Raw genomic sequence first — 21,296 nt, forward strand, 5'->3', positions numbered from 1 at the left:
ATCAGTCGAAGATAAAATTGTCAGCCGACTTAAGTTCTTCAACACGAAGTTGACTAACGGCAGAGACCATTTCTATTTGTTTTATTTTGTTGCAAATTTCGTTAAAGTCAAAATAAGCTCCATAATTTTTTACTATCATAAAAAAATCAAAAGCAGGCTTTTCAGGAATAAGTGTAGCCTGAATACTTTTGTTGCCGAGTACATAAAACTCTTCGCCAAAACGATTGATGGCTTTGTAAAAAGAAAAGGCTGCTTCTGCACCAGGCTTGCCAAGGTACAAGGTGTGGTCTTCCTTTCTTGCAAAAGAAAGTTTTAAGGCACGGTTAATTTCAAAGCAAAGACGATAGTCTTTATACGGACATACAATTCCGGCAAGCAAAAAATCAAGCTCACTAGAGTTATCAAACTTTATAATCTTCTTTGCCAAGAGAAACAGATTGCGTAATTAAAATGAATATTTTCGCTGCTAAATTAGTTTAATTTGCAGTATGAGCATAATTCAGCAAGGTGATGATTATTTTATGCAGGAAGCATTAAAGGAAGCAAGAAAAGCTTTTGATAGTGATGAAGTTCCTGTTGGTGCGGTAATTGTTCATGCAGGACGAATTATTGCCCGCGCACATAATATGACAGAAAAGTTGAATGATGTTACAGCACATTCAGAAATGCTTTGCTTTACTTCTGCAGCAGCTTTTTTAAACTCAAAATATCTGACCGACTGTGTACTATATGTAACGCTTGAACCTTGTGTGATGTGTGCAGGAGCATCCTTCTGGACACAGATACCTCAGATAGTTTTTGGTGCTGCCGATTCTAAACGCGGCTATCAGCGTTGTGAACCTAATCTGTTGCATCCTTCAACAAAAATAAAAGGAGGGGTACTAGAAGATGCCTGCAGCAACTTATTAAAAGAATTTTTCAAAAAAAAAAGAATCTAGAAATTAATTGCCTGCAACATGGAGTTGGTTAATGGTTTATTTAAAAACCTTCTCACATAACGGCATTTGTTGGCACGATTCAGGTCTTTAAAACTATCGGAGCTCGACAATAAAACAATCTTGCATTTCTTACGAACCGATTCAGAAAGTTTTTCGAACTCATTCAGAAACTGAAAACCATCCATTTCAGGCATAACAATATCTAAGAAAATAATTTCGGGCAACTGATCTATTGGTGTTGCTTTGATAAAATCAAGTGCTTTACGGGCATCAGCATAAACATTCAACTGATCACAAAAAGACTCCGATGTAATGATTTGTTTTATCATTACCTGTTCGGATTCACTATCATCTACAACTAAAACAGAGTGGTATTTATTAGCCATAAGCTTATTCAAAATAGTTATTTAATGGTTTGGTGTTTAATTTATTGGGTATCTCAATGGTGAAAGCTGTTCCGGTATTTAAAACAGATTCAACAGCAATGTTTCCACCTAATTTTTCAATAATTTCTTTAGCCATATATAAGCCAATTCCTCTACCGGGTTCGGGTTGCTTTTCTTTTTGAAAGAGATTGAAAATTTTCCCTACTTCATCAGGTGCAATGCCTAATCCGTTATCCTGAATATTGATGATGGCTTTTTGTTCATCACAATAGACATGTAATCGCATTGAAGAGGGGTCACCTGTAATTTTTCTATATTTTATTCCGTTTGAAATTAAATTATTGAATACAACTTCAAGCAATTTGTTATTGCCCGAAAAAGGAGCTTTCATATCTACTTTAATGTCGAAATTTACTTTATCAATTCCTTCTGTATAGCGCAATCTGTCAATTGACTGACGAATAACTTCGTTAAAGTCAACAGAATGAAAATTGCCTTCCGGAATTGCAGTAACCGTTCTGATCATCTTGATTGATGTTGCTCTGTTGAATTTGTTGCAGCCACTAATGCTTCTTCAATACAGTGGCCATAAATTCCAATATAACCAGCTTCGGGATATGGAATTACAGAGAAGTGAAAGATGTATTCAAGATATTTGACTGTAGCATCATGTGGCACAGGTGTTTTTACATTAAAAATATCAGGATAAATAGCTTTTACCTGATTGTTTATAGGAGCATTTAACTTGCATTGCCAATAACTTAATAAAGGCATTGCTGCTACATTGTGATAAATAATTTTTCCGCTGTAATCTAATTTTATTACAGGAAACATGTTGTTTTCGTACTTTGAAGTAGAGGTTTTGTGTTCTGCCATTGTGGAGATTTCTTTAAATTAAACAGTAGTTTAACGACAGTTTTTCAGAAATGCTTCACTGCTATGGATGATTCTGCTTACAGATGTAAGAATTTGCTCAGATTATTCGACTTTTTATTCATTTAAAATTAAATCTACCTCGAAAATGAAGTAATTCAAAGAAAAAAAGGGTGTAAAAAATATTGTAAGAAACTTAAACAAAGCGCTGTAAAATCTGTTAATAGTACCAAATAATAAGTAAGAGTATTTATATACTTTTGCAAAAAATAATTTAAAAATGCCATATCCGGAACAATTATGCGCACCTATGCGTCAGGAATTAACCCAAGTAGGTTTTGAGGAATTAAAAACCATGTCAGATGTTGAATCAACAATACCAAACAGCAAAGGAACAGTGTTGTTAGTGGTAAACTCAGTATGCGGATGCGCTGCAGGTACAGCACGTCCGGGAGTGACACTTTCATTAAAAGGTGATAAAAAGCCGGGAAAATTGGTTACAGTATTTGCCGGACAAGATGTTGAGGCAACAGCACAAGCCAGAAAATACACTTTGCCATATCCGCCTTCTTCGCCTTGTATTGCTTTATTTAAAGACGGAGAGTTGATGCATTTTGTGGAACGTCATCATATTGAAGGTCGTTCGGCTGAAATGATTGCAGAAAATCTGAAAGCAGCTTACGAAGAATTTTGCTGATGGATTTCTTCAAAGAAATCAGTATAAACGTACCTGTTTAATTTTATTATAGTTATTATTGGCTACTTTTGTTTATCGAATAGAAAACAGAAGTAGCCTTTAATATTAAATATGCTTGTTAAAACCTATGGTTGTGCCGTATATGGCATCAATGCAACACCTATCACTGTTGAAGTAAATGTTGATCAGGGAACTAAATTTTTTCATGTTGGATTGCCTGATAATGCTGTAAAAGAAAGCCATCAGCGTATTGAAGCGGCATTGAAAAATACAGGCTATAAGATGCCGGGAAAAAAAGTGGTGGTAAATATGGCTCCTGCCGATATCCGTAAAGAAGGCTCGGCTTATGATTTAACAATTGCCATGGGAATACTCTCTGCCAGTCAGCAGATAGTAGCGGAAGAGATAGAGCAGTACATCATTATGGGTGAGTTGTCATTAGATGGTAGTCTTCAACCCATTAAAGGGGCATTGCCTATTGCCATTGAGGCACGCAAACATGGGTTTAAAGGATTTTTTCTGCCACAACAAAATGCAAGAGAGGCTGCCATTGTTGACTCACTGCAGGTTTATGGGGTGAGTAACATTAAAGAGGTTATTGATTTTTTCACAGGTGAAGCTATTTTACAGCCTGTTGTGATTAATACACGCGATGAGTTTTATTCTGCACAAACAAAAAGTGAGTTTGATTTTAGTGATGTTAAGGGTCAGGAAAATATTAAACGTTCTCTGGAAATTGCAGCAGCAGGCGGACACAATGTGATTTTAATAGGACCACCAGGTGCAGGTAAAACGATGCTGGCAAAGCGCTTGCCAACCATACTGCCACCGCTGACACTGCACGAAGCATTAGAGACAACTAAAATACATTCTGTTGCCGGTAAAATGGGAAAGCAGGCATCGTTGGTTTCCATACGCCCGTTTCGTTCGCCACACCATACTATCAGCGATGTAGCTCTTGTAGGCGGAGGAGGCATTCCACAGCCTGGAGAGATTTCGCTCGCGCACAATGGTGTTTTATTCCTGGATGAGTTACCCGAATTTAAACGCACTGTTCTGGAAGTGATGCGTCAGCCGTTGGAAGAACGGAGAGTCACCATTTCCAGAGCCAAATTTTCGGTAGAATATCCTGCCAGTTTTATGCTTGTAGCTTCTATGAATCCCTGCCCTTGTGGTTTTTTTAATCATCCGGAAAAAGAATGTGTCTGCGCTCCGGGAGTGGTTCAACGATACTTAAATAAAATTTCAGGACCTTTGCTCGACAGAATAGATTTGCACGTAGAGGTTACCCCTGTTTCATTTTCAGAGTTGTCTAAACAGCGTGTTTCAGAAAAAAGTGAATCTATCAGACTACGCGTGGTAGAAGCCCGGCAGCGTCAAGCCGAGCGGTATGATGGTCAAGAGGGTATCTATTGCAATGCACAAATGAGCAGTAAAATGCTGCATGACATTTGCCGTATTACAGACGAGGGTAATCAATTGCTCAAAACGGCTATGGAAAAATTAGGCCTTTCGGCCAGAGCCTACGACAGAATTTTAAAAGTATCGCGCACCATTGCTGATTTAGCTGATAGCTCTGATATAAAAACCGAGCATCTGGCAGAGGCTATACATTTTCGCAGCCTCGACCGCGAAGGCTGGGCAGGATAAAAAAACGGGTTAAAATTTTTTTTTAACCAAAAAACGCTATTTTTGCCGTCCCTTTACAAACGTGTTCGTGATTACACGTGCTTTAGTTCCGATTGTTTTCGGAATGGTTTGAGTTAAGAAAAACATTTTTCTGTCTTAGGGCAGAAATTCTTAAGAGGTAGATTCCTCCTTAGCTCAGCTGGTTAGAGCACATGACTGTTAATCATGGGGTCCCTGGTTCGAGCCCAGGAGGGGGAGCAAAGCCGAAGGTAACACCTTCGGCTTTTTTATTTATAGCTATGGTATATTCAGTTTACATTCTTTACTCTACCAAACTTGGCGTGCATTATATAGGCACAAGAGATGATTGGAGTCCACATTGGCTGATTGGGCATTGATGCCTGTGATGCGTTTATGTAGTTGTAACGTTTTGTGAAGCGTTTTGCTATCGTGCGGGTTACCCAGAAAAGAAACTGCTGCAACAATAATGTTTCCTTTTTGTGTAGTGGCAATGAAACAGAAAACTATGCAGTAGAGGAAGGAACTCAATTCTTTGATAATGTAAAAGGGTTTTGGCAGAAGGTTTTTAATGACTACCAATTCGATATTGCTCTACTGAATTTTTAAAATATTCTGCTTTGCCACTCATTTCATTTTGGAATATTTTTTCTCTTTTGCGCATATCTATGGAAAAAAATATCCAAAAACAAGCCTATAGTGGAAAATATTTTCTAACTTTACACCATAATGCCTTTTTAATGGAAAATATTTTACCAATACACCTTCAAGAGATAATTTTTGGTTCATCAGAATCAAAGGTTTCCAAACAGATTTCTAAATTGCTGAAAGAGGGCAAAATCAGGAAGATTGCCCCTCGTATCTATTCATCAAACTTCACAGAACCAGTTGATGAAATAGTAAGCAGAAATCTGTTTCAGATACTCGGTAAACTTTATCCCGGTGCAATCCTGAGCCACCGCTCGGCATTTGAATTTAAACCGACAAAAGCAGGTCATATCTTTTTGACTTATACCTACACCAAGAAGGTAACCCTTGCAGGCATCACACTTCGATTCTTGGAAGGTCACAAACCAATTGAGGGTGACAATCCCATCTCAGGTGAATTATATGCATCACAAAAGCCAAGAGCATTTTTGGAAAACTTGCAACAGTCAAAGAAAACAGGACCTATTTCAAAGTGTTTGACCTTGCCTGAGATTGAAGAAAAGTTGGAACAAATTATCAGGGTGAATGGTGAAGAAGAAATCAATAAAGTAAGAGACAGTGCAAAAGCAATTGCATCAAAACTCAAAATGGAAAAAGAGTTTAAACGGTTAAACAAAATGATAAGTGCATTGCTCTCTACTCATACTTCAAAAATACTTTCCTCACCTCTTGCTATCGCAAGAGCTTTCGGTGCTCCTTATGATCCTGGCAGGATGAAATTGTTTGAAGAACTTTTTCGTGAACTGCAAAAGCGGGAATTTAAAAACCGACCAGACAGAAATACAACAGCAAAGTCCTTTCGGAACTTTGCATTTTTTGAAAGTTACTTTTCTAACTACATCGAGGGAACTGTTTTTGAAGTTGATGAAGCGAAACAAATTATTGAAACAAACAAACCACTTGCAGCAAGAAATGAGGACAGCCATGATATTTTAGGAACCTACCATATAGTTTCCAACAGAAAGGAAATGTCCACTACTCCCAATACATCAGATGATTTTCTGACAATGGTTTTGTATCGGCATAAAATTTTACTGAGTGCAAGAGAGAATAAAAATCCCGGTCAGTTCAAAGACAAAAACAACTTTGCTGGCAATATTGCATTCGTAGATTTTAATTTGGTAAAAGGCACACTCATGCAGAGTTTTGATTTCTACAAAGGATTATCACATCCATTTTCTAAAGCTGCTTACATGATGTTTGTGATGAGTGAAGTGCATCCGTTTTTAGATGGTAATGGAAGAATTGCACGGGTAATGATGAATGCAGAATTGGTAAAAGCAGGTCAATCAAAAATTATCATCCCAACAATTTACAGGGAAGATTACATGGGAGCATTAAGAAGATTGACAAGACAAGGAGACCCCGACCCATACATTAGGATGCTTCAGAGAGCACATGAGTTCAGTGAAAATATTTTTGGTGATGATATGAATGAAATGCAGGAATATTTAATTCAGACAAATGCATTCTTAGAACACACAGAAGCCAAACTCAAAATCATCACTCGATAAAGAAGCGGTGTTCGTTCCTCACGATTCTATTTAGTCCCACCAATCAGCCCACAAGCACGGCTTGTGAATTGTGTATCGTCCTGAAAAAGTTTACAGTTTAATTGATTAATACTGTTTGTCAGAAATTCCAACATATTTAGTCTTTTTAGCATTTCTGTCACCACATTAGTATCTGAATATTTTTTCTACTTTTACAAAAACTACTTATATGATGATAATTGGCATAGTTGGTGGCATCCTGTTACTGCTTATAGTTTTCTTTATTTCTGTTTTTAATGAACTCACCAAAGAGCGCGTACTTGTGCAGGAAGCATGGAGTGGCATAGGTGCATTTCTGCAACAACGGCTAGATGCTATTCCAAATCTTGTAGAAATAGTAAAAGGATATGCCGGACATGAGAATAAAACACTTACTGATGTAATTCGTGCACGTAATGAATCCATCTCGGCATTAACACCGGAAGCGCAGGTTGAAGCAGCAAAAAATCTGAGCGCTGCCATGCTCAACTTTAAAGCTCTTGCTGAGAACTACCCCGATCTGAAAGCCAATCAGAATTTTATAAGGTTACAGGAACAGCTTGCAGATTTAGAAGAGAAAATTAATCAAAACCGCAGGTATTATAATGGTACTGTACGGGAATATAACCAGAGTATTGCAGTGTTTCCTAAAAATATTGTTGCCGGAATGTTTGGTTTTAAATCCTCATTATTTTTTACAGAAGATACAGAAGCAGCCAAGGCTCCTAAAATTTCATTTTAAAAATTGTTGATGTGAAAGTTACTAAACTGACATTAGCACTTTTGCTTCTTGCAGTATCATCAGTTCATGCAATAAGCTTTACTAAATATTCCAATAAACTCTTTACACAGGAGGAATATAACACACTCATTGAGAAGGCAGCTTTAGATGTAGCTAAAGAGATGCTTTTTCCTGAACGAAACTTCAAAGAAGTTTATGTAAATCATCAACAGGAAATAATAGAACGTTCAACTCCTGTTATTCTTAAAAAATTTTTGTGGCTTGAAAAGGGTTATAGCACCTGGCCTGTAGCAGAATCAGTTGCCGGTAAAAGAAGAAAAGAAACATACAGCAGAGAAATACAAAGAGGGGTACGTGATGCATTATATGCAGATCAAGTTTTTCTAAACAAGATTTTTACCATCAATGAAAGTGACAGAATCATTTCTTTTCATTCAGACATTAAAGTTTCAAAAAATGGTAAACTAACAGTTGTTGAGACAATAAAAATTTACAATGGACAAGGTGGCAGCAACGATGAAATAAAGCGTGGCATAGTGCGTAGTTTCCCAACACGCTATACAACAGCAATGGGATTTGTATCTACTGTGCCATTTGATTTTATTGAAGCTACACGTGATGGTAGCCCCGAAAACTATAAAAAAGAAAAAGCAGAAAATGGTGTACGCATCTACTTTGGAAAAGCCGATGAGTTTCTTGAAAGAGGTTACTATACCTATGTTTTGACTTATGAAACTGCCAAGCAGATAATTTTTCATAAAGAAAATGATGAGTTGTACTGGAATGTTAACGGTACAGGATGGAGTTTTGAATCAGGCAAAGTAAGTTGTAGAATTGTTTTTCCGGAGCAAGCAAAAATTCTTGAAAACAATTGTTACACCGGTGTACAAGGCTCTGTGGAAAAATCATGTAATTTTAAAATAACTGCGCCTAGTGTTGTTGAATTCAGTACACAACAATTGCTAAACAGCAATGAAGGTTTGACCGTTTCAACAACTATTGCAAAAGGTGTATTAATTGCCCCTGACACAACAGAAAAAGTGTTTGAAGCAATTAAAGACAACTTTATACTTCCTGCAATAATAGCTGCCTTGCTTTTTTTAATAGGCATGAATTACCGAGCATGGCTCAAAGTAGGTCGAGACCCTAAGGCAGGATCTGTTTTTCCACAGTTTGAGCCACCACAAAATTTTTCTCCTGCAGATTGTGGTTTCTTAACAACAAAGAGTTACAAGTCGCATCACTTTGCCGCATCATTAGTTGATTGTGCCGTGAATAGGTTGGTTGATATTGAAGTCAAAGAGGAAGGTATGATTTTTAAATCTCCGGTTTACTATTTCAATAAACCTGTTTCTGTAGCAACAGAAAGTGATATTCTGAATTTAAGAAAGCAATGGTATGGTTATGATATACAAAGTCTATATGGACAAAAGGCAGAAAAAGGAACTTACAACTCAACCATTGCAGCGGTTTATAATGGGTTAGAGAAACATTTAAAAGATAGAATGGAGTTTACCAAAGGTAAGTCGGGCAGTTTTAAAAACCTGTTCACTTTAAATTTTAGCTATGTTGGCTGGGGAATACTTTTTTTAGTTTTATGTGTTGTCGGAACGATAGTTTATTTTATACTTTTTAATGGAACACCTCTTTTGGTTTTATCATCTATTGGTTTAATACTTGCAGGTATTGTTATTCAAATTTTGTTTGCCCGGTGGTTACAGGCATATTCTATTGAAGGTCGAAAAATATTAGATCATGTTCTTGGTTTTAGAATGTATTTGGAAACTACGGAGCAGAAAAAGTTTGATACAATGAATCCACCTGATTTAACAATTCAACTTTTTGAAAAGTATTTGCCTTATGCCATTGCTTTGGAATGTGAAAACCAATGGTCAGAAAAGTTTGAAACCATAATAAACAATACCGTTGAAGGAGGCTACCAACCGGCATATTTCAATATGCATGGCAGCAATTTAAATATGCGCACTTTTACTTCGGGTCTTTCAAGCGGTATCAGCAACACTATTGCTTCTGCATCAACACCACCAAGCAGCAGTGGTGGTGGTAGCGGAGGCGGGGGTTCTTCCGGTGGTGGCGGAGGTGGAGGTGGTGGCGGAGGTTGGTAACCTCATGTTATTATTCAACCTAATATAGTTGAAAAGTTTAAAGTATTTTCTTTTGAAAAAGGATTGTTCTGTTTAACTTGCATTTATTAAAAGCAGTTAAAACCTCATTAGTATTCATTTTACAGATTAAACTTTTTAAGAGTTAATAATTAATTCAAAAACAGATTATGAAAAACAGATTACAAATTAAATCAGCATTAGTAGTTTTATTATCGGTAATAGGCATCTTAAAACTTAATGCCCAATGTAGCTATATTCCTGCAACAACATCGGCAACCGACACCATTTCTTATATGTTTTCTGGTGGCTCATTTCAAAGTTATGGTTGTGCACCTATTGACCCTACCTATTGGTTGTCGGGCAATGGAATTACAGTAACTATCAATTATGTGAACCCGCAGAATTTTCCTAAATTCAGAGTATGGGGTATGAATAATGATGACTCTGCAATGGTGGCCGTTAACGGAAGCTACTATCCGTTAAATGCAGCAACTGCATCATACAGTGCAAAAGTAGTGTGTGGCATTTCTCCGGGTCCTGACGGAATTATTTTTGCTAATGGAAAAGTTGTAGGTGCAAATAATAATCAGGTAGGAAATTATTCCTATTCGGACGTGCAGCTAAACACCACTAATGTGAATACCATAGTAGTAACAGGAATAAGCGGTGCAGGATGGGGCTTTGCCGGTTCAGCAGTTTATTGTCCTTACGTTTCAGGTGTTTCAGAAGAAGAGGATTCAAAAGTCAGTGTTTATCCGAATCCTGCTTCTGATTTATTAATGATTGAAGCGGAGAATAATAATATTAATACGTTATTAATTTACGATGTTTTAGGTAATATTTGTTTAGAAAAAACTTTTACCAAAAAAGCATTGATTAATGTTAGTACATTCACACATGGTATATATTTTTATGAGTTGAGAGGTAATAAGGAAACATTCAAATATGGAAAATTTTTAAGACAATAAACATTTGAATGTTTTTGTTGTTGTAATACATTAGCTTTGCTGATAATAATAGAAAAATATGAAATGTCCTAATTGTACAACAACAGACTTAATCATGTCAGAACGCCAGGGAGTAGAAATTGATTACTGCCCTTCATGCAGAGGTGTTTGGCTCGACAGAGGAGAGTTGGATAAAATTATTGATAAGGCTTCTGCTAATGATGCCGGCAGCACCACTTATGACAAGCCTAAACACTTCGATTCTAAATACAGAAAGAAACATTGGCTACACGATTTGTTTGATTAATAAGTTAATCAGAAAAGTACAATTTTTTCAAATAATTGTTAGTTTAGATTTCAAAAAAATCACAACTGGAGTTTCAGATATTGACACTACATAAAAATAATACACAATGAATTTTAAGCCATTTTTTCTGCTGTTAATATTGGTAATTACACAGAGTTGTACGTTAGGAAAGATTGATCAGCAAAAAGGTGTTGACCTTACAACACAACTGCTGAACGATTTAAAAAACGAAAACTATACTGATATTGATAAATATTATATGGATTCGTTTAATGCCAGCGAGCCAACAGAAACTAAAATTGAAAAGTTTAAAAGACTTAGTGATGTAATGGGTCCAATAGTTTCTTTCGAAATGTTATTGGCTGAAGTAAAGAAAGACCCTGTTAGTAATGTCAATCAGTTATTCATTAAATACAAAGTTGTTTGTACAAAAGTGACTGCACTTCAATCATTCATTTTGGTAAATGATGAAGGGCAGCCTAAAATTATTTTTCAGAATATTGAGAATCTCTGAAAAAAGGAAACTTAGTTTTCGCCAATGACTTTAAATAGCTCGTCTAATTTGGGAGTTAAAATAATCTCTATGCGTCTGTTTTTTCTACGTGCTTCAGCAGTGTTTCCCGTATCAACAGGCAAATAAGGCCCTCTGCCGGCAGGGGTTAATCGTGTCGGATCAATATTTGAATTTTTGGTTAGAATACGAACCACACTTGTCGCCCGCAACACACTCAAATCCCAATTGTCTTTCATAGTTCCACCGGAAATGGGTACATTGTCAGTATGACCTTCAATCAACACGTTGATGTCTTTATTTTTTTCAAGCACTTTGCCCAATTCCTTCAATGCTTCCTCACCTTTTTTGTCAACCACAGTACTTCCGGAAGCAAACAACAATTTCTCTTCCATGCTGACATATACTTTCCCATTCTTTTTAGTGATGGTAAGTCCATTGTTTTCAAAGCCAACAAGGGCATCGCTCACCGCTTTTCGCAATGCATTCACATCTTCGTCTTTCTTATTCAATACAGCTTCAAGTTCATTAACTTTCGATTCGCGTTTTTTAAGTTCTTCGGTCAATTCATTCAGCTTCTTCTCTTTTGTAGTCAGCTCATCCTGTTTTTTTATCAGCTCATCCTGTGTCATTTGCAACTGACCAATTACCTTTTTTGTCTCATCATTCTTATCTTTCATCATCCTGTCGTTGTTGCGTAGCAGCTTTTCATACGAGTCGTTCAACTCATTGTAAAGTGATGTGAGTCTGCGTTGTGCAGTACCCAAGGTAGTGGTGTCTGTTTCTAATTTTTCTTTTTCGCGTCTTAAATCTGCAACAGATGATGTTAGCTCCTTATTTTGGGTAGAATAATTGGTGTTTTCACTACGTAGCTTGCTGTTCTCCTCATCGCAGGTAGCTTTTCTCATTTTCATCTCATCATATTGTCTTGCCGGAACACATGAAGCCAATGCAGTAATGACTGTAATCACACCTATTAGATTTAAAAATTTCTTGTTCATTTTCGTTGTGTTTAAATTTATTGAAACTTTGTTTCTGAATATTAAGTAAAATTATAATATAGTGCCCAAAATTAAGCGTTTGGCGCTTTAGGTATTTAGAAAGAATAAGTACATTGGGTATAATTTTTGAACAATTAAAATAGGCAAAAAAAGTTTAATCATTATGGCAACACTAAATGACAATTGGATTACAGAAGAACATATAGACTTTGAGTACAAAAAGTATATGTTGCTTGCGTATTTACAACACGTTTCAGAGAGCTTTACAGAAAACAAACTCTATCCGCCATTAAGTGAACTGATGAAACACTATCGTAATGTAACAGCATTGCGCGATAATAAAAAGCAATTTTACGACAGTTTCCCCGAGCGGCTTTCTTCTGCCGATTTCAACAACTTTAAACTTATGTACGAAAAAATTGTTGAAGATGACAGTCTGATGCAGGAAGTAGAGAGTATCATTTTGTTCAGTATTCCACAGTTTGAAAAGCATATTTCTGAAGGGAAAAAAATTTATGATTTTATTGAATCGAAAATTAAAGTGAGTCCGGTGGGTATTATTCCACTGCAGATTAATGAAGGTTATTTTTTTCTCTCAACAACGCAAAACCGCGAAACAAGAGTGTATGAATATCAGATAACCATTTTCGAAAATCCGGATGAAAAGTATCGTGCGCTTTGCACACAGTATATCTGTTCGTACGAAAAAAATCTGTCGCAGAATTTTGAAAATATCAAGAGTGATTTATTGGCTATTCGCAAAGCATTTCCAAATCCGGCAACTTATAGTATAGAGTCTGAGTTAATGTTGCCCTTGGAAGAAACTTTTCTGCCTTTGGCAAAACGAACGCTGATGAAGTTTGTGAACGGACATTAATCTGAACGTATAGTTGGCTATAAAAGAAAGTATTGTACTTATTACAGATACAAGAAAAGATTTAAGGCTATTTGTTCAATATAGTGACACAACTTGTCGTTAACAAGCAGTTGCATTTGCTATTTTTAGCACTTCAAAAGTATGATTCGACTGCCGCTTGTTTTTTTTCTTTTTCTGAGTGTTACATTCTGCTATGGACAGTCGCTGAGTAATTTACGAACCAAAACTATTGCTGTTAACACAGATACAATACATCTTGATTCGCTTTCAGTAGTGCCCGGTTCTTTTCATATAGTTGATTCTGTTGTATGGGACAAATCGTGTATGAAAGTCCTTTATGAAAAAGGGATTTTGATTATTAGTAAAGAATGCAACCCGAAGATTTCAGATTCTTTAAAAATATCCTATCGTGTTTTTCCGGTCAATTTCAGTCAGGCTCATAGCAACAGGAGTTTGAGTATTATTAAACAAAAATATTCAGGACAGTACAATCCCTTTGCTTATGACAACGCTGAAAACAACTCACAAAGTATTTTCAATTTTGATGGGTTAAACAAAGGCGGAAGTATTTCAAGAGGTATCAGCTTTGGCAACAATCAGGATGTTATTGTCAACTCCGGGCTAAATCTTCAATTGTCTGGAACATTAAGCGACAGGGTAGAAATCCTTGCTGCAATTACCGACAACAATATTCCCATTCAACCTGAGGGGAACACACAACAATTGCAGGAATTCGATAAAGTTTTTGTTCAGCTGTCGCGCGATAGTACACGATTGATTGCCGGAGATTTTGAAATTTCCAGGCCGTATGGGTATTTTATGAATATGTATAAAAAAGCACAGGGTGCAATGGTCTCTTCGTCATTTTTTATTGATGAAAAAAGTAAGTGGGTTATGAAAACTACCGATGCCGCAGCCATTTCAAAAGGAAAGTTTGCACGCAATGTATTTAATGGTATGGAAGCCAATCAAGGCCCTTATAGACTTACAGGGGCAGAGAATGAAACCTACATTATTGTTTTGAGTGGTACAGAAAAAATTTATCTAAACGGTGTTTTGCTGACAAGAGGTAAAGAAAACGATTATGTGATTGACTACAATACGGCACAAATAACATTTTCTGCAAGGCGGTTAATCACTAAAGATTCAAGAATAGTGGCAGAGTTTCAATACTCAGATAAAAATTATGTGCGTACACTGCTTTATTCTTCCAACACTTTTGAGTCAAAGTGGGCAAAGTTTCATGTCAACTATTTTACGGAGCAGGATAATAAAAACCAACCATTATTTCAGGATTTGAATGAGGATAAAAGACAAGTGTTAGCCAATGCCGGTGACAATTTGCAGAATGCTTACTTCCTAAATGCCGACAGCGTTGGGTTTAACCGCAATGAAGTTTTATATCAAAAAGATTCTGTAACAATTGATAGTATTCAATACATTTATTTTACCTATTCCATAGATTCAACAGGGGCGTTCTATCGGTTAGGATTCAGCAATGTAGGGCAAGGCAGAGGTAATTACCGTTTGCTAAATAGCAATGTAAATGGAAAAGTATATGAATGGATTGCTCCGGTAAATGGTCAGCCACAGGGCGACTACGAACCGGTGAGATTGTTGATAGCACCAAGACGACAACAATTATTGACAGCAGGAGGAGACGTTGCTCTCAGTAAAAACACGAACGTTTCTGTTGAAGGCGCCTTCAGTAAAAATGATGTTAATCTGTTTTCCCGAAAAGATAAATCTAACGATGTGGGATATGCATTACATGCCGCTGTAAATCATTCAATGCCTGTTTCTAAACAAGATAGTTCATGGAAATGGGTCTCTGTAGTTTCTGCTGAATTAACGGATAGAAGATTCAGACCACTGGAAAATTACAGAGATGTTGAGTTTGTTCGTGACTGGAATTTGACTTCTTCTTTTGATACATTGAATGAAACATTTCTGTCAATTAAAACAGGATTGGAAAAGAACGTTGCACAGAATGTTTTTTATCAACTGAAATATTTTGCAAAAGGAAATCAGTACAAAGGTTTAATGAATATTGTAAGCACCAATTACAGTTGGAAAAAATATTTTATACAGTATAAAGGCAGCTTGCTGAATACGACAGGTGCACAGTCAAATACTGTTTTTTTAAGAAGCTATACGGATGCCGGAAAAAACTTTAATAAACTTAAAGTAGGATACAGACAGGAGAATGAACGTAACAGAAAAAGTGCCTCCATTGGCGATAGTCTGATGCAAAACAGTTTTGGACATGACAAGGCAGGTGTTTATTTAGCATCAGCAGATACAGGAAAGTGGACTTACAAAACCGAAATATCACGCAGATGGGACTACCTGCCAAGTGTTAATGAACTTAAACTTTCAACTACTGCCGATCAGGCCGATGCCGATGTTGCATTTCTGGCAGGCAGAGAAATGAGAATTACTTTAGGGAGTACGTACAGAACCATTCAGGTAAACAGAAAAGAAATAACATCTCAAAAAAAAGATGAAAGCTTTCTGGGTAAGTTAGGCATAGCATTGCAGTTTTTAAGAGGAGGAATCACAAGCAATACTTATTATGAGGCAGGTGCCGGTCAGGAACAAAGACAAGCCTACTCCTTTATTAAAGTTGCAGCCGGTGCTGGTGTGTTTGAATGGAACGACTATAACGGTAACGGAATTGCAGAACTGAATGAGTTTGAAGTAGCTGCATTTCAGGATAGAGCAGAGTATATAAAAATATTTACGCCAACAAACGACTATGTCAGAATTCAGACCAATCAGCTAAGTGAAGTTATTAATATCAATCCTTCGGTATTTATAAAAAATAAACAAGGTAAAATCAGACTGATAAACAGGTTTGCAATGCAGTCGGCAATTCGATTTGATAACAAGCTGCTTTCCGGAAAGTGGGCAGAAGGGCTAAATCCTTTTGGCTATAACATTAACGACACTTCATTACTCATCACCAACTCTACTTTGCGAAACACATTGTTTTTTAATCGAAGTTCATCGGTATTTGCTGCCGATTTTAACTATGATAATATCAGTAATAAAAGTCTGCTTGCCAATGGCACTGAAGGTAGAAATCTGACTTCATGGTTATTGAACACACGAACATACTTTAAGAGGGTGTATGGTCTCACAACAGCTTTAAAGTATGAAACAAAGCAAAACAGTTCGGTTTTTACAAACAGGAACTATGAAATTGCAGGATATTCCATTGAACCACGCTTTAGCGTTCAACCTGGAACAGTTTTCAGAACTACGCTTATCTATAAATATCAGGACAAACAAAATGTAATTGAATTGGCAAATGAACATGCAACAATTACTACCATTGGTGCAGAGTGTAAATACAGCAGTTTTAAAAATGGGGTAGCATCTTTAGGAGTCAATATAGTCAATATAGGATATAATGCCGATGTCAATTCGCCATTAGCTTTTGAAATGCTTGAAGGGCTTAAGAAAGGAAGAAACTATACATGGGACATAAGTCTTCAGAAAAATCTTACAGGCAACCTTCAAATAAATATAGGCTATAACGGACGCAAGCCACAGGGTGATAAAATTATTCACACTGCCAATGTACAGGCAAGAGCAATTTTTTAAAAAAATTATTTCAAAACAACAGGAGTAGCAGCAATCAGGCTGCCTTCGCAATAAGCTTCAACAGTATATTTTCCGGGGGTGAAAGCAGTTCCTTTTTCCCAGTAAACACACATATTCATTTCGCGATTTTCGTAGTCAAAAGATTCTTTTAGTGAATAAAGCGAAGATTGACCGGCAATGTTGAAAGTTTCTGTGTTGTTGGTCATCACCACACCATCCGGGCTAAGTATTCTGATGTAAATATCTTTAGACCCTGATGTAGCAACAGTATTTTCAAGAATTGTAAAACAGGTCTTTATTTTTTGTGCCGATGATGCTTTGTTGGTTTCTAACTCCTTACCACTGCTTTTATATTTTACACCGGATGCTTTAATGGAAGTTGTTCTGAGTACTGATGCAGCAGCAACTCTTTTTGTGAGCGTTGAATTTTCAAGTGCTAAAGCAGTAGATTTATTTTTCTCTACCGTAATCATGTCATTAAGCGACTCATTTTGTGAAGCTAATGCAACATTGGCATTTCGCATGGAGTCTAATTGTGCAACATATACCTGATTCATTAATCTCAATCGTTCTAATTCTTCGCGTGCAGACTTCAATTGTGCCGCATCACCAGACTCAATCATTCTTCTGATTTGAGCCATTTTGCTCTTAATCTCTTCATCCTTACTTAGTAACTGTGCCTGCAAGCTGGAGTTTTCCTGGTTTATTTTTTCAAATTCGGCTTTAACCTGTTGCAACTCTGCTGACAAGGCATCGCGTTCTGCAGAAGTATTGTCGAGTGTCCGGGTAACCTCTTCTAAATGACTCTTTTTATCAAAAAACTGATACAGTAACAATCCGTTTACACCCAATAAAATGGTAATAACTATAAATACGAGTGCTCTGCGTGAGTTTTGCTCACGGTTATCGGCTTTGATATTTTCATTCACGGAATCTTCCATTTATCTGAAATGGGTTTTTAAACGGTGCAAAATAATGTAATTAGTTTTTATAAGCAAGAAAATATTATGAAATATTGTCTGTTTCTACGTAAAATGGCATTTTGGAGTTTCTGTACAAGGCATCAAATTTCGGATTTTTATAAGGCTGACCTTACATTTTTTAAAAAATAAGCCTATATTTACTACTTGCTTTAAAACCGCCAATTGTGATAAAAGATTTCTTTAAGTTGTTTTTTCCTGACAATTGTCCGGGCTGTGGACAAAGCTTTTTGAGAGGTGAAAAGTATGTTTGCCTGCAATGTTTGTATGGGCTTCATAAAACACAGTATCATAATGACCCTGAAAATCCCATTGCAAAAAATTTCTGGGGTAAGACGGATTTTGTAGCTGTCACAGCAGTTTATTTTTTTCAGAAAGGTCAGGTCCTACAGCGACTATTACATCAGCTCAAATACAATGGATGCAAAGAAATAGGCTTGATGTTAGGCAAGCAAATGGCCATAGAATTGTTTCAGGCTTCAGCATTCAGGGATGCAGATATTATTATTCCTGTCCCGCTTCACCCCGGAAAATTTTTGCAAAGAGGCTTCAATCAAAGTGAGATGATTGCTCTTGGTATGGCTGAATATTGGCAGAAAGAGGTTCATACAGAATCCTTAAAACGAAAAAAATATACACAATCGCAAACACATAAAGCCCGCTATGAAAGGTTTGAAAATACAGAAAGTGTATTTGAGCTTGACGATATAAAACCTTATGAAGGCAAACATGTTTTGTTAGTTGACGATGTAATCTCTACAGGCTCAACCATCATTTCATGTGCAGAAGCATTTTCAGGAATTAGCGGTTGTAAAATATCCATGGCTTCTGTTGCTGCACCTCATCGTTGAATTTCTGATATTTGCACAGAAGTTTTAAGAATGTCGGAGTCCATAGTTATTGATAGTGCACTAAGCAAGCAAGAAAAGTATGCACAGCTTTTACCTCAGGCAGAAGCATTGATTAAGGGAGAGATTGATGCTGTTGCCAATGCAGCTAATTTATGTGCCATGCTCAAGCAGGTTTTTGATTTTTTTTGGATAGGGATTTATTTTGTGAAACAGCATAAAGGAAAACAACAGTTGGTATTAGGCCCTTTTCAGGGGCCTGTTGCCTGTACACGTATTGAACTAGGAAAAGGAGTTTGCGGTACAGCATGGCAACAGAAGAAAACTATTGTAGTGCCTGATGTAGATAAATTTGAAGGACATATTGTATGTAGTTCACACAGTCGGTCTGAAATAGTAGTTCCTGTTCTGCAGCAAGATGATGTTGTTGCTGTAATAGACGTTGACAGTGAACAATTGAATCATTTTGATGAAACAGATAAATATTACCTTGAAAAAATAAGCTCACTTTATTCAGAAACATTTTCCTATGCCGCTGAATAAAAAAATTTCTTTAAAAAATACGTTTTTATGGTCTGCTGTACTTCTTTTATTAGGGGCATGTGCTTCTGTTGTTGCACCTACAGGTGGTAAAAAAGATGAAACAGCTCCAAAGTTAAAAGAGGTAGTTCCTCCAGAGCAAACAGTGAATTTTAGCAGTGAAAAAGTGGTCTTTACTTTTGATGAGTACATTCAGTTGCTTGACAAAGACAAGCAGTTGGTAATATCTCCTATTATCGAACCTGCACCAACTTTTGAGGTTAAAGGCAAAAAGCTGACTATAACCTTTAAGAAAAAATTGAAAGACAATACTACTTATACAATCAACTTCGGCAATGCCGTTGCCGACTTGCATGAGTCAAATCCATTAGCAGGATTCAGATATGTTTTTTCTACAGGTACCTATGTAGATACACTTTTTGTTAGAGGAAATGTTGTGTTTGCAGAGAATCTAAAAAGCGAAAAAGGAATTCTTGTTATGCTTTACACCTCAGAAGATGACTCGCTACCCTATAACAACATGCCAGCTTATTTTACCAGAACAGATGAAAGTGGTAATTTTTCAATAAAAAATATCGCTCACGGCCCATATAAAATCTTCGCACTCAAGGATGCAGACAATAATTATAAATACAATCAGTCTGATGAATGGATTGCCTTTGATAAAACACCTGTAATTGGGGGCGACTCAACACCGGTAAACTTAAGGATGTTTAAAGAAGTCGATAAGAAGATTTTTGTTAAAGAATCAAAAACAATTAACGCTTATGCATTTAGTGTTTTGATGAACAAACCTGTTGGAGTTTTAAATATTGAGCCTGTTCAAATGTCAGATAACATCAAATTAATAGACCGTAGTAAAACAAATGATACTTTGGTGGTGTGGTTGAAAGATTCTATCAACGATTCGTTGCATTATAAACTATTAAGTGAGAACAGTTGGACAGATACATTGACAATATCAAAACCGGTAAAGTCTCTCAGAGGTCAGATAAAACAAACTGTTAGTTTACTTTCAGGTACAAATATTTATCCGGGAAATGATGTGTTATTTAAAACAATTATTCCTGTTGCAGCAGTGAGTAAAGAAAAAGCTATGTTGATGCGTGACAGCACTGCATCACAACCATTTGAAATGACTTTTTCTGATTCTGCATCAACTACCATAACCATTAAAGCAGCAACTGCAGAAAAGAATAACTGGAAATTATCTTTGCTGCCCGGGGCTTTAACAGATATTTATGGCAACAAGAATGATACTGCTTTTCTAAACTTTCATACCAATTCATATACCGATTATGGAAGCATAAAAATAAAAGTAGATGGATTATCCGGATCAAACTATATACTTCAATTGGTTGACGAAAAAGACATGGTCATTTCCGAAAAAAATATTAGTGGTAATGGAAGTTACCTATTTGAAAAAATGCTTCCTGCAAAATGTAAGGTGCGTATTATAAATGATGCCGATGGTAACAAAGTTTTTACAACAGGAAATTATCTTTTAAAACAATTGCCCGAGCTTGTTTATTATTATAAAGAAACACTAACACTACGAGCTAATTGGGATATTGAAATAAGTTGGAGTATTAAAGAATTAAAACAATGACAGAACAACAACGAATAGATTCAGGGAAAGCACCGGAACCGGTAGGACTTTATCCACATGCAAGGCGTGTAGGAAATTTATTGTTTTTATCAGGTGTAGGTCCTCGCGAAAAAGGCAGCAAAAAAATTCCCGGAGTGGAGCAGGATGTATCCGGAAATATTGTGCAATATGATATAGCAGCACAATGTCATGCTGTATTTAAAAATGTAAGATATATACTGGAAGACTCGGGCAGCAGTTGGGATAAGATAATTGATATAACTGTTTTTCTGACAAACATGAAAGATGATTTTCCTATTTACAATAAACTATGGGCAGAATATTTTAAAGATAATCCACCATGTCGTACAACAGTGGAGATAAATTGTCTGCCAACACCAATAGCTATTGAGTTGAAAGTTATAGCAACCATCTGAGT

At 36.5% G+C, this 21,296-nt stretch carries 21 protein-coding genes and 1 tRNA gene; 16 read left to right on the forward strand and 6 right to left on the reverse strand.

All coding sequences use genetic code 11. The annotated features are described in order from the left end of the window. Position 1: 1 nt before the first annotated feature. Positions 2-427, reverse strand: coding sequence for an IPExxxVDY family protein (locus tag V9G42_03350; GenBank protein ID MEI2758455.1), 426 nt, complete (start codon positions 425-427; stop codon positions 2-4). Positions 428-488: 61 nt separating this feature from the next. Between V9G42_03350 and V9G42_03355 the strand changes: the two genes are divergently transcribed. Next, positions 489-938 (forward strand): nucleoside deaminase, encoded by a 450-nt coding sequence (locus V9G42_03355; GenBank protein ID MEI2758456.1) that lies wholly within the window; start codon positions 489-491, stop codon positions 936-938. On the opposite strand, the gene V9G42_03360 is transcribed toward V9G42_03355, so the two are convergent. Genes V9G42_03360 through V9G42_03370 form a run of 3 tightly spaced genes read right to left on the reverse strand, consistent with a single transcriptional unit; the run spans position 935 to position 2,200 of the window. Continuing rightward, complete coding sequence (locus V9G42_03360; GenBank protein MEI2758457.1) at positions 935-1,324, reverse strand: response regulator; 390 nt, start codon at positions 1,322-1,324, stop codon at positions 935-937. The two genes, V9G42_03355 and V9G42_03360, sit on opposite strands and share 4 nt — an antisense overlap. 4 nt (positions 1,325-1,328) lie before the next feature. After that, entirely contained in the window at positions 1,329-1,850 is a 522-nt protein-coding gene (locus tag V9G42_03365) for a HAMP domain-containing sensor histidine kinase (GenBank protein MEI2758458.1), read from the reverse strand. Beyond that, positions 1,847-2,200 carry a hypothetical protein gene (locus V9G42_03370; protein MEI2758459.1) on the reverse strand — a complete coding sequence of 118 codons (354 nt, stop codon included), beginning with the start codon at positions 2,198-2,200 and terminating at the stop codon, positions 1,847-1,849. The genes V9G42_03365 and V9G42_03370 overlap by 4 nt, the downstream gene beginning before the upstream one ends. Positions 2,201-2,477: 277 nt before the next feature. On the opposite strand from V9G42_03370, the gene V9G42_03375 reads away from it, so the two are divergent. From V9G42_03375 to V9G42_03415, 9 genes are all read left to right on the forward strand, one after another. Next, positions 2,478-2,894 (forward strand): BrxA/BrxB family bacilliredoxin, encoded by a 417-nt coding sequence (locus V9G42_03375; protein ID MEI2758460.1) that lies wholly within the window; start codon positions 2,478-2,480, stop codon positions 2,892-2,894. A gap of 111 nt (positions 2,895-3,005) precedes the next feature. After that, complete coding sequence (locus tag V9G42_03380) at positions 3,006-4,544, forward strand: YifB family Mg chelatase-like AAA ATPase (GenBank protein MEI2758461.1); 1,539 nt, start codon at positions 3,006-3,008, stop codon at positions 4,542-4,544. A gap of 163 nt (positions 4,545-4,707) precedes the next feature. Further along, a tRNA-Asn gene (locus V9G42_03385) sits at positions 4,708-4,781 on the forward strand. Between the two features lie 428 nt (positions 4,782-5,209). After that, a complete protein-coding gene (locus V9G42_03390; protein ID MEI2758462.1) occupies positions 5,210-6,763 on the forward strand; it encodes a Fic family protein in 1,554 nt (517 codons plus the stop codon). Positions 6,764-6,971: 208 nt separating this feature from the next. Then, positions 6,972-7,523: a LemA family protein gene (locus V9G42_03395; GenBank protein MEI2758463.1), complete on the forward strand. Its 552-nt coding sequence runs from the start codon at positions 6,972-6,974 to the stop codon at positions 7,521-7,523. An 11-nt stretch (positions 7,524-7,534) separates the two neighbouring features. Beyond that, a complete protein-coding gene (locus tag V9G42_03400; protein MEI2758464.1) occupies positions 7,535-9,649 on the forward strand; it encodes a DUF2207 domain-containing protein in 2,115 nt (704 codons plus the stop codon). Between the two features lie 167 nt (positions 9,650-9,816). Next, on the forward strand, positions 9,817-10,617 hold the full coding sequence (locus V9G42_03405) for a T9SS type A sorting domain-containing protein (protein ID MEI2758465.1): 801 nt from the start codon (positions 9,817-9,819) through the stop codon (positions 10,615-10,617). A 58-nt stretch (positions 10,618-10,675) separates the two neighbouring features. Next, the gene (locus V9G42_03410; GenBank protein MEI2758466.1) at positions 10,676-10,903 is read left to right on the forward strand and encodes a zf-TFIIB domain-containing protein; all 228 of its coding nucleotides are present in this window, start codon (positions 10,676-10,678) and stop codon (positions 10,901-10,903) included. 106 nt (positions 10,904-11,009) lie between these two features. Continuing rightward, positions 11,010-11,417, forward strand: a complete 408-nt coding sequence (locus tag V9G42_03415; GenBank protein MEI2758467.1) for a hypothetical protein — start codon at positions 11,010-11,012, stop codon at positions 11,415-11,417. A gap of 11 nt (positions 11,418-11,428) precedes the next feature. Here the strand turns inward: V9G42_03415 and V9G42_03420 are convergent, their stop codons facing one another. After that, positions 11,429-12,415, reverse strand: a complete 987-nt coding sequence (locus V9G42_03420; GenBank protein ID MEI2758468.1) for an OmpA family protein — start codon at positions 12,413-12,415, stop codon at positions 11,429-11,431. Positions 12,416-12,578: 163 nt separating this feature from the next. On the opposite strand from V9G42_03420, the gene V9G42_03425 reads away from it, so the two are divergent. Together V9G42_03425 and V9G42_03430 are read left to right on the forward strand one after the other, a co-directional pair. Further along, positions 12,579-13,292 carry a hypothetical protein gene (locus V9G42_03425; GenBank protein ID MEI2758469.1) on the forward strand — a complete coding sequence of 238 codons (714 nt, stop codon included), beginning with the start codon at positions 12,579-12,581 and terminating at the stop codon, positions 13,290-13,292. A gap of 141 nt (positions 13,293-13,433) precedes the next feature. Further along, complete coding sequence (locus V9G42_03430; protein ID MEI2758470.1) at positions 13,434-16,901, forward strand: hypothetical protein; 3,468 nt, start codon at positions 13,434-13,436, stop codon at positions 16,899-16,901. A 5-nt stretch (positions 16,902-16,906) separates the two neighbouring features. Here the strand turns inward: V9G42_03430 and V9G42_03435 are convergent, their stop codons facing one another. Further along, complete coding sequence (locus V9G42_03435) at positions 16,907-17,842, reverse strand: hypothetical protein (protein MEI2758471.1); 936 nt, start codon at positions 17,840-17,842, stop codon at positions 16,907-16,909. Positions 17,843-18,048: 206 nt separating this feature from the next. Between V9G42_03435 and V9G42_03440 the strand changes: the two genes are divergently transcribed. The 4 genes from V9G42_03440 to V9G42_03455 are packed head-to-tail and all read left to right on the forward strand — an operon-like array spanning position 18,049 to position 21,294. Further along, positions 18,049-18,732 carry a ComF family protein gene (locus V9G42_03440; protein MEI2758472.1) on the forward strand — a complete coding sequence of 228 codons (684 nt, stop codon included), beginning with the start codon at positions 18,049-18,051 and terminating at the stop codon, positions 18,730-18,732. Between the two features lie 30 nt (positions 18,733-18,762). Continuing rightward, positions 18,763-19,272, forward strand: a complete 510-nt coding sequence (locus tag V9G42_03445) for a GAF domain-containing protein (GenBank protein MEI2758473.1) — start codon at positions 18,763-18,765, stop codon at positions 19,270-19,272. Further along, on the forward strand, positions 19,259-20,878 hold the full coding sequence (locus V9G42_03450; GenBank protein MEI2758474.1) for an Ig-like domain-containing domain: 1,620 nt from the start codon (positions 19,259-19,261) through the stop codon (positions 20,876-20,878). The genes V9G42_03445 and V9G42_03450 overlap by 14 nt, the downstream gene beginning before the upstream one ends. Then, entirely contained in the window at positions 20,875-21,294 is a 420-nt protein-coding gene (locus V9G42_03455; GenBank protein ID MEI2758475.1) for a RidA family protein, read from the forward strand. Before V9G42_03450 ends, V9G42_03455 begins: the two co-directional genes overlap by 4 nt. Positions 21,295-21,296: the final 2 nt, after the last annotated feature.

The sequence above is a fragment of the Bacteroidia bacterium genome (genome assembly GCA_037045145.1).
Taxonomy (GTDB): Bacteria; Bacteroidota; Bacteroidia; order AKYH767-A; family OLB10; genus OLB10.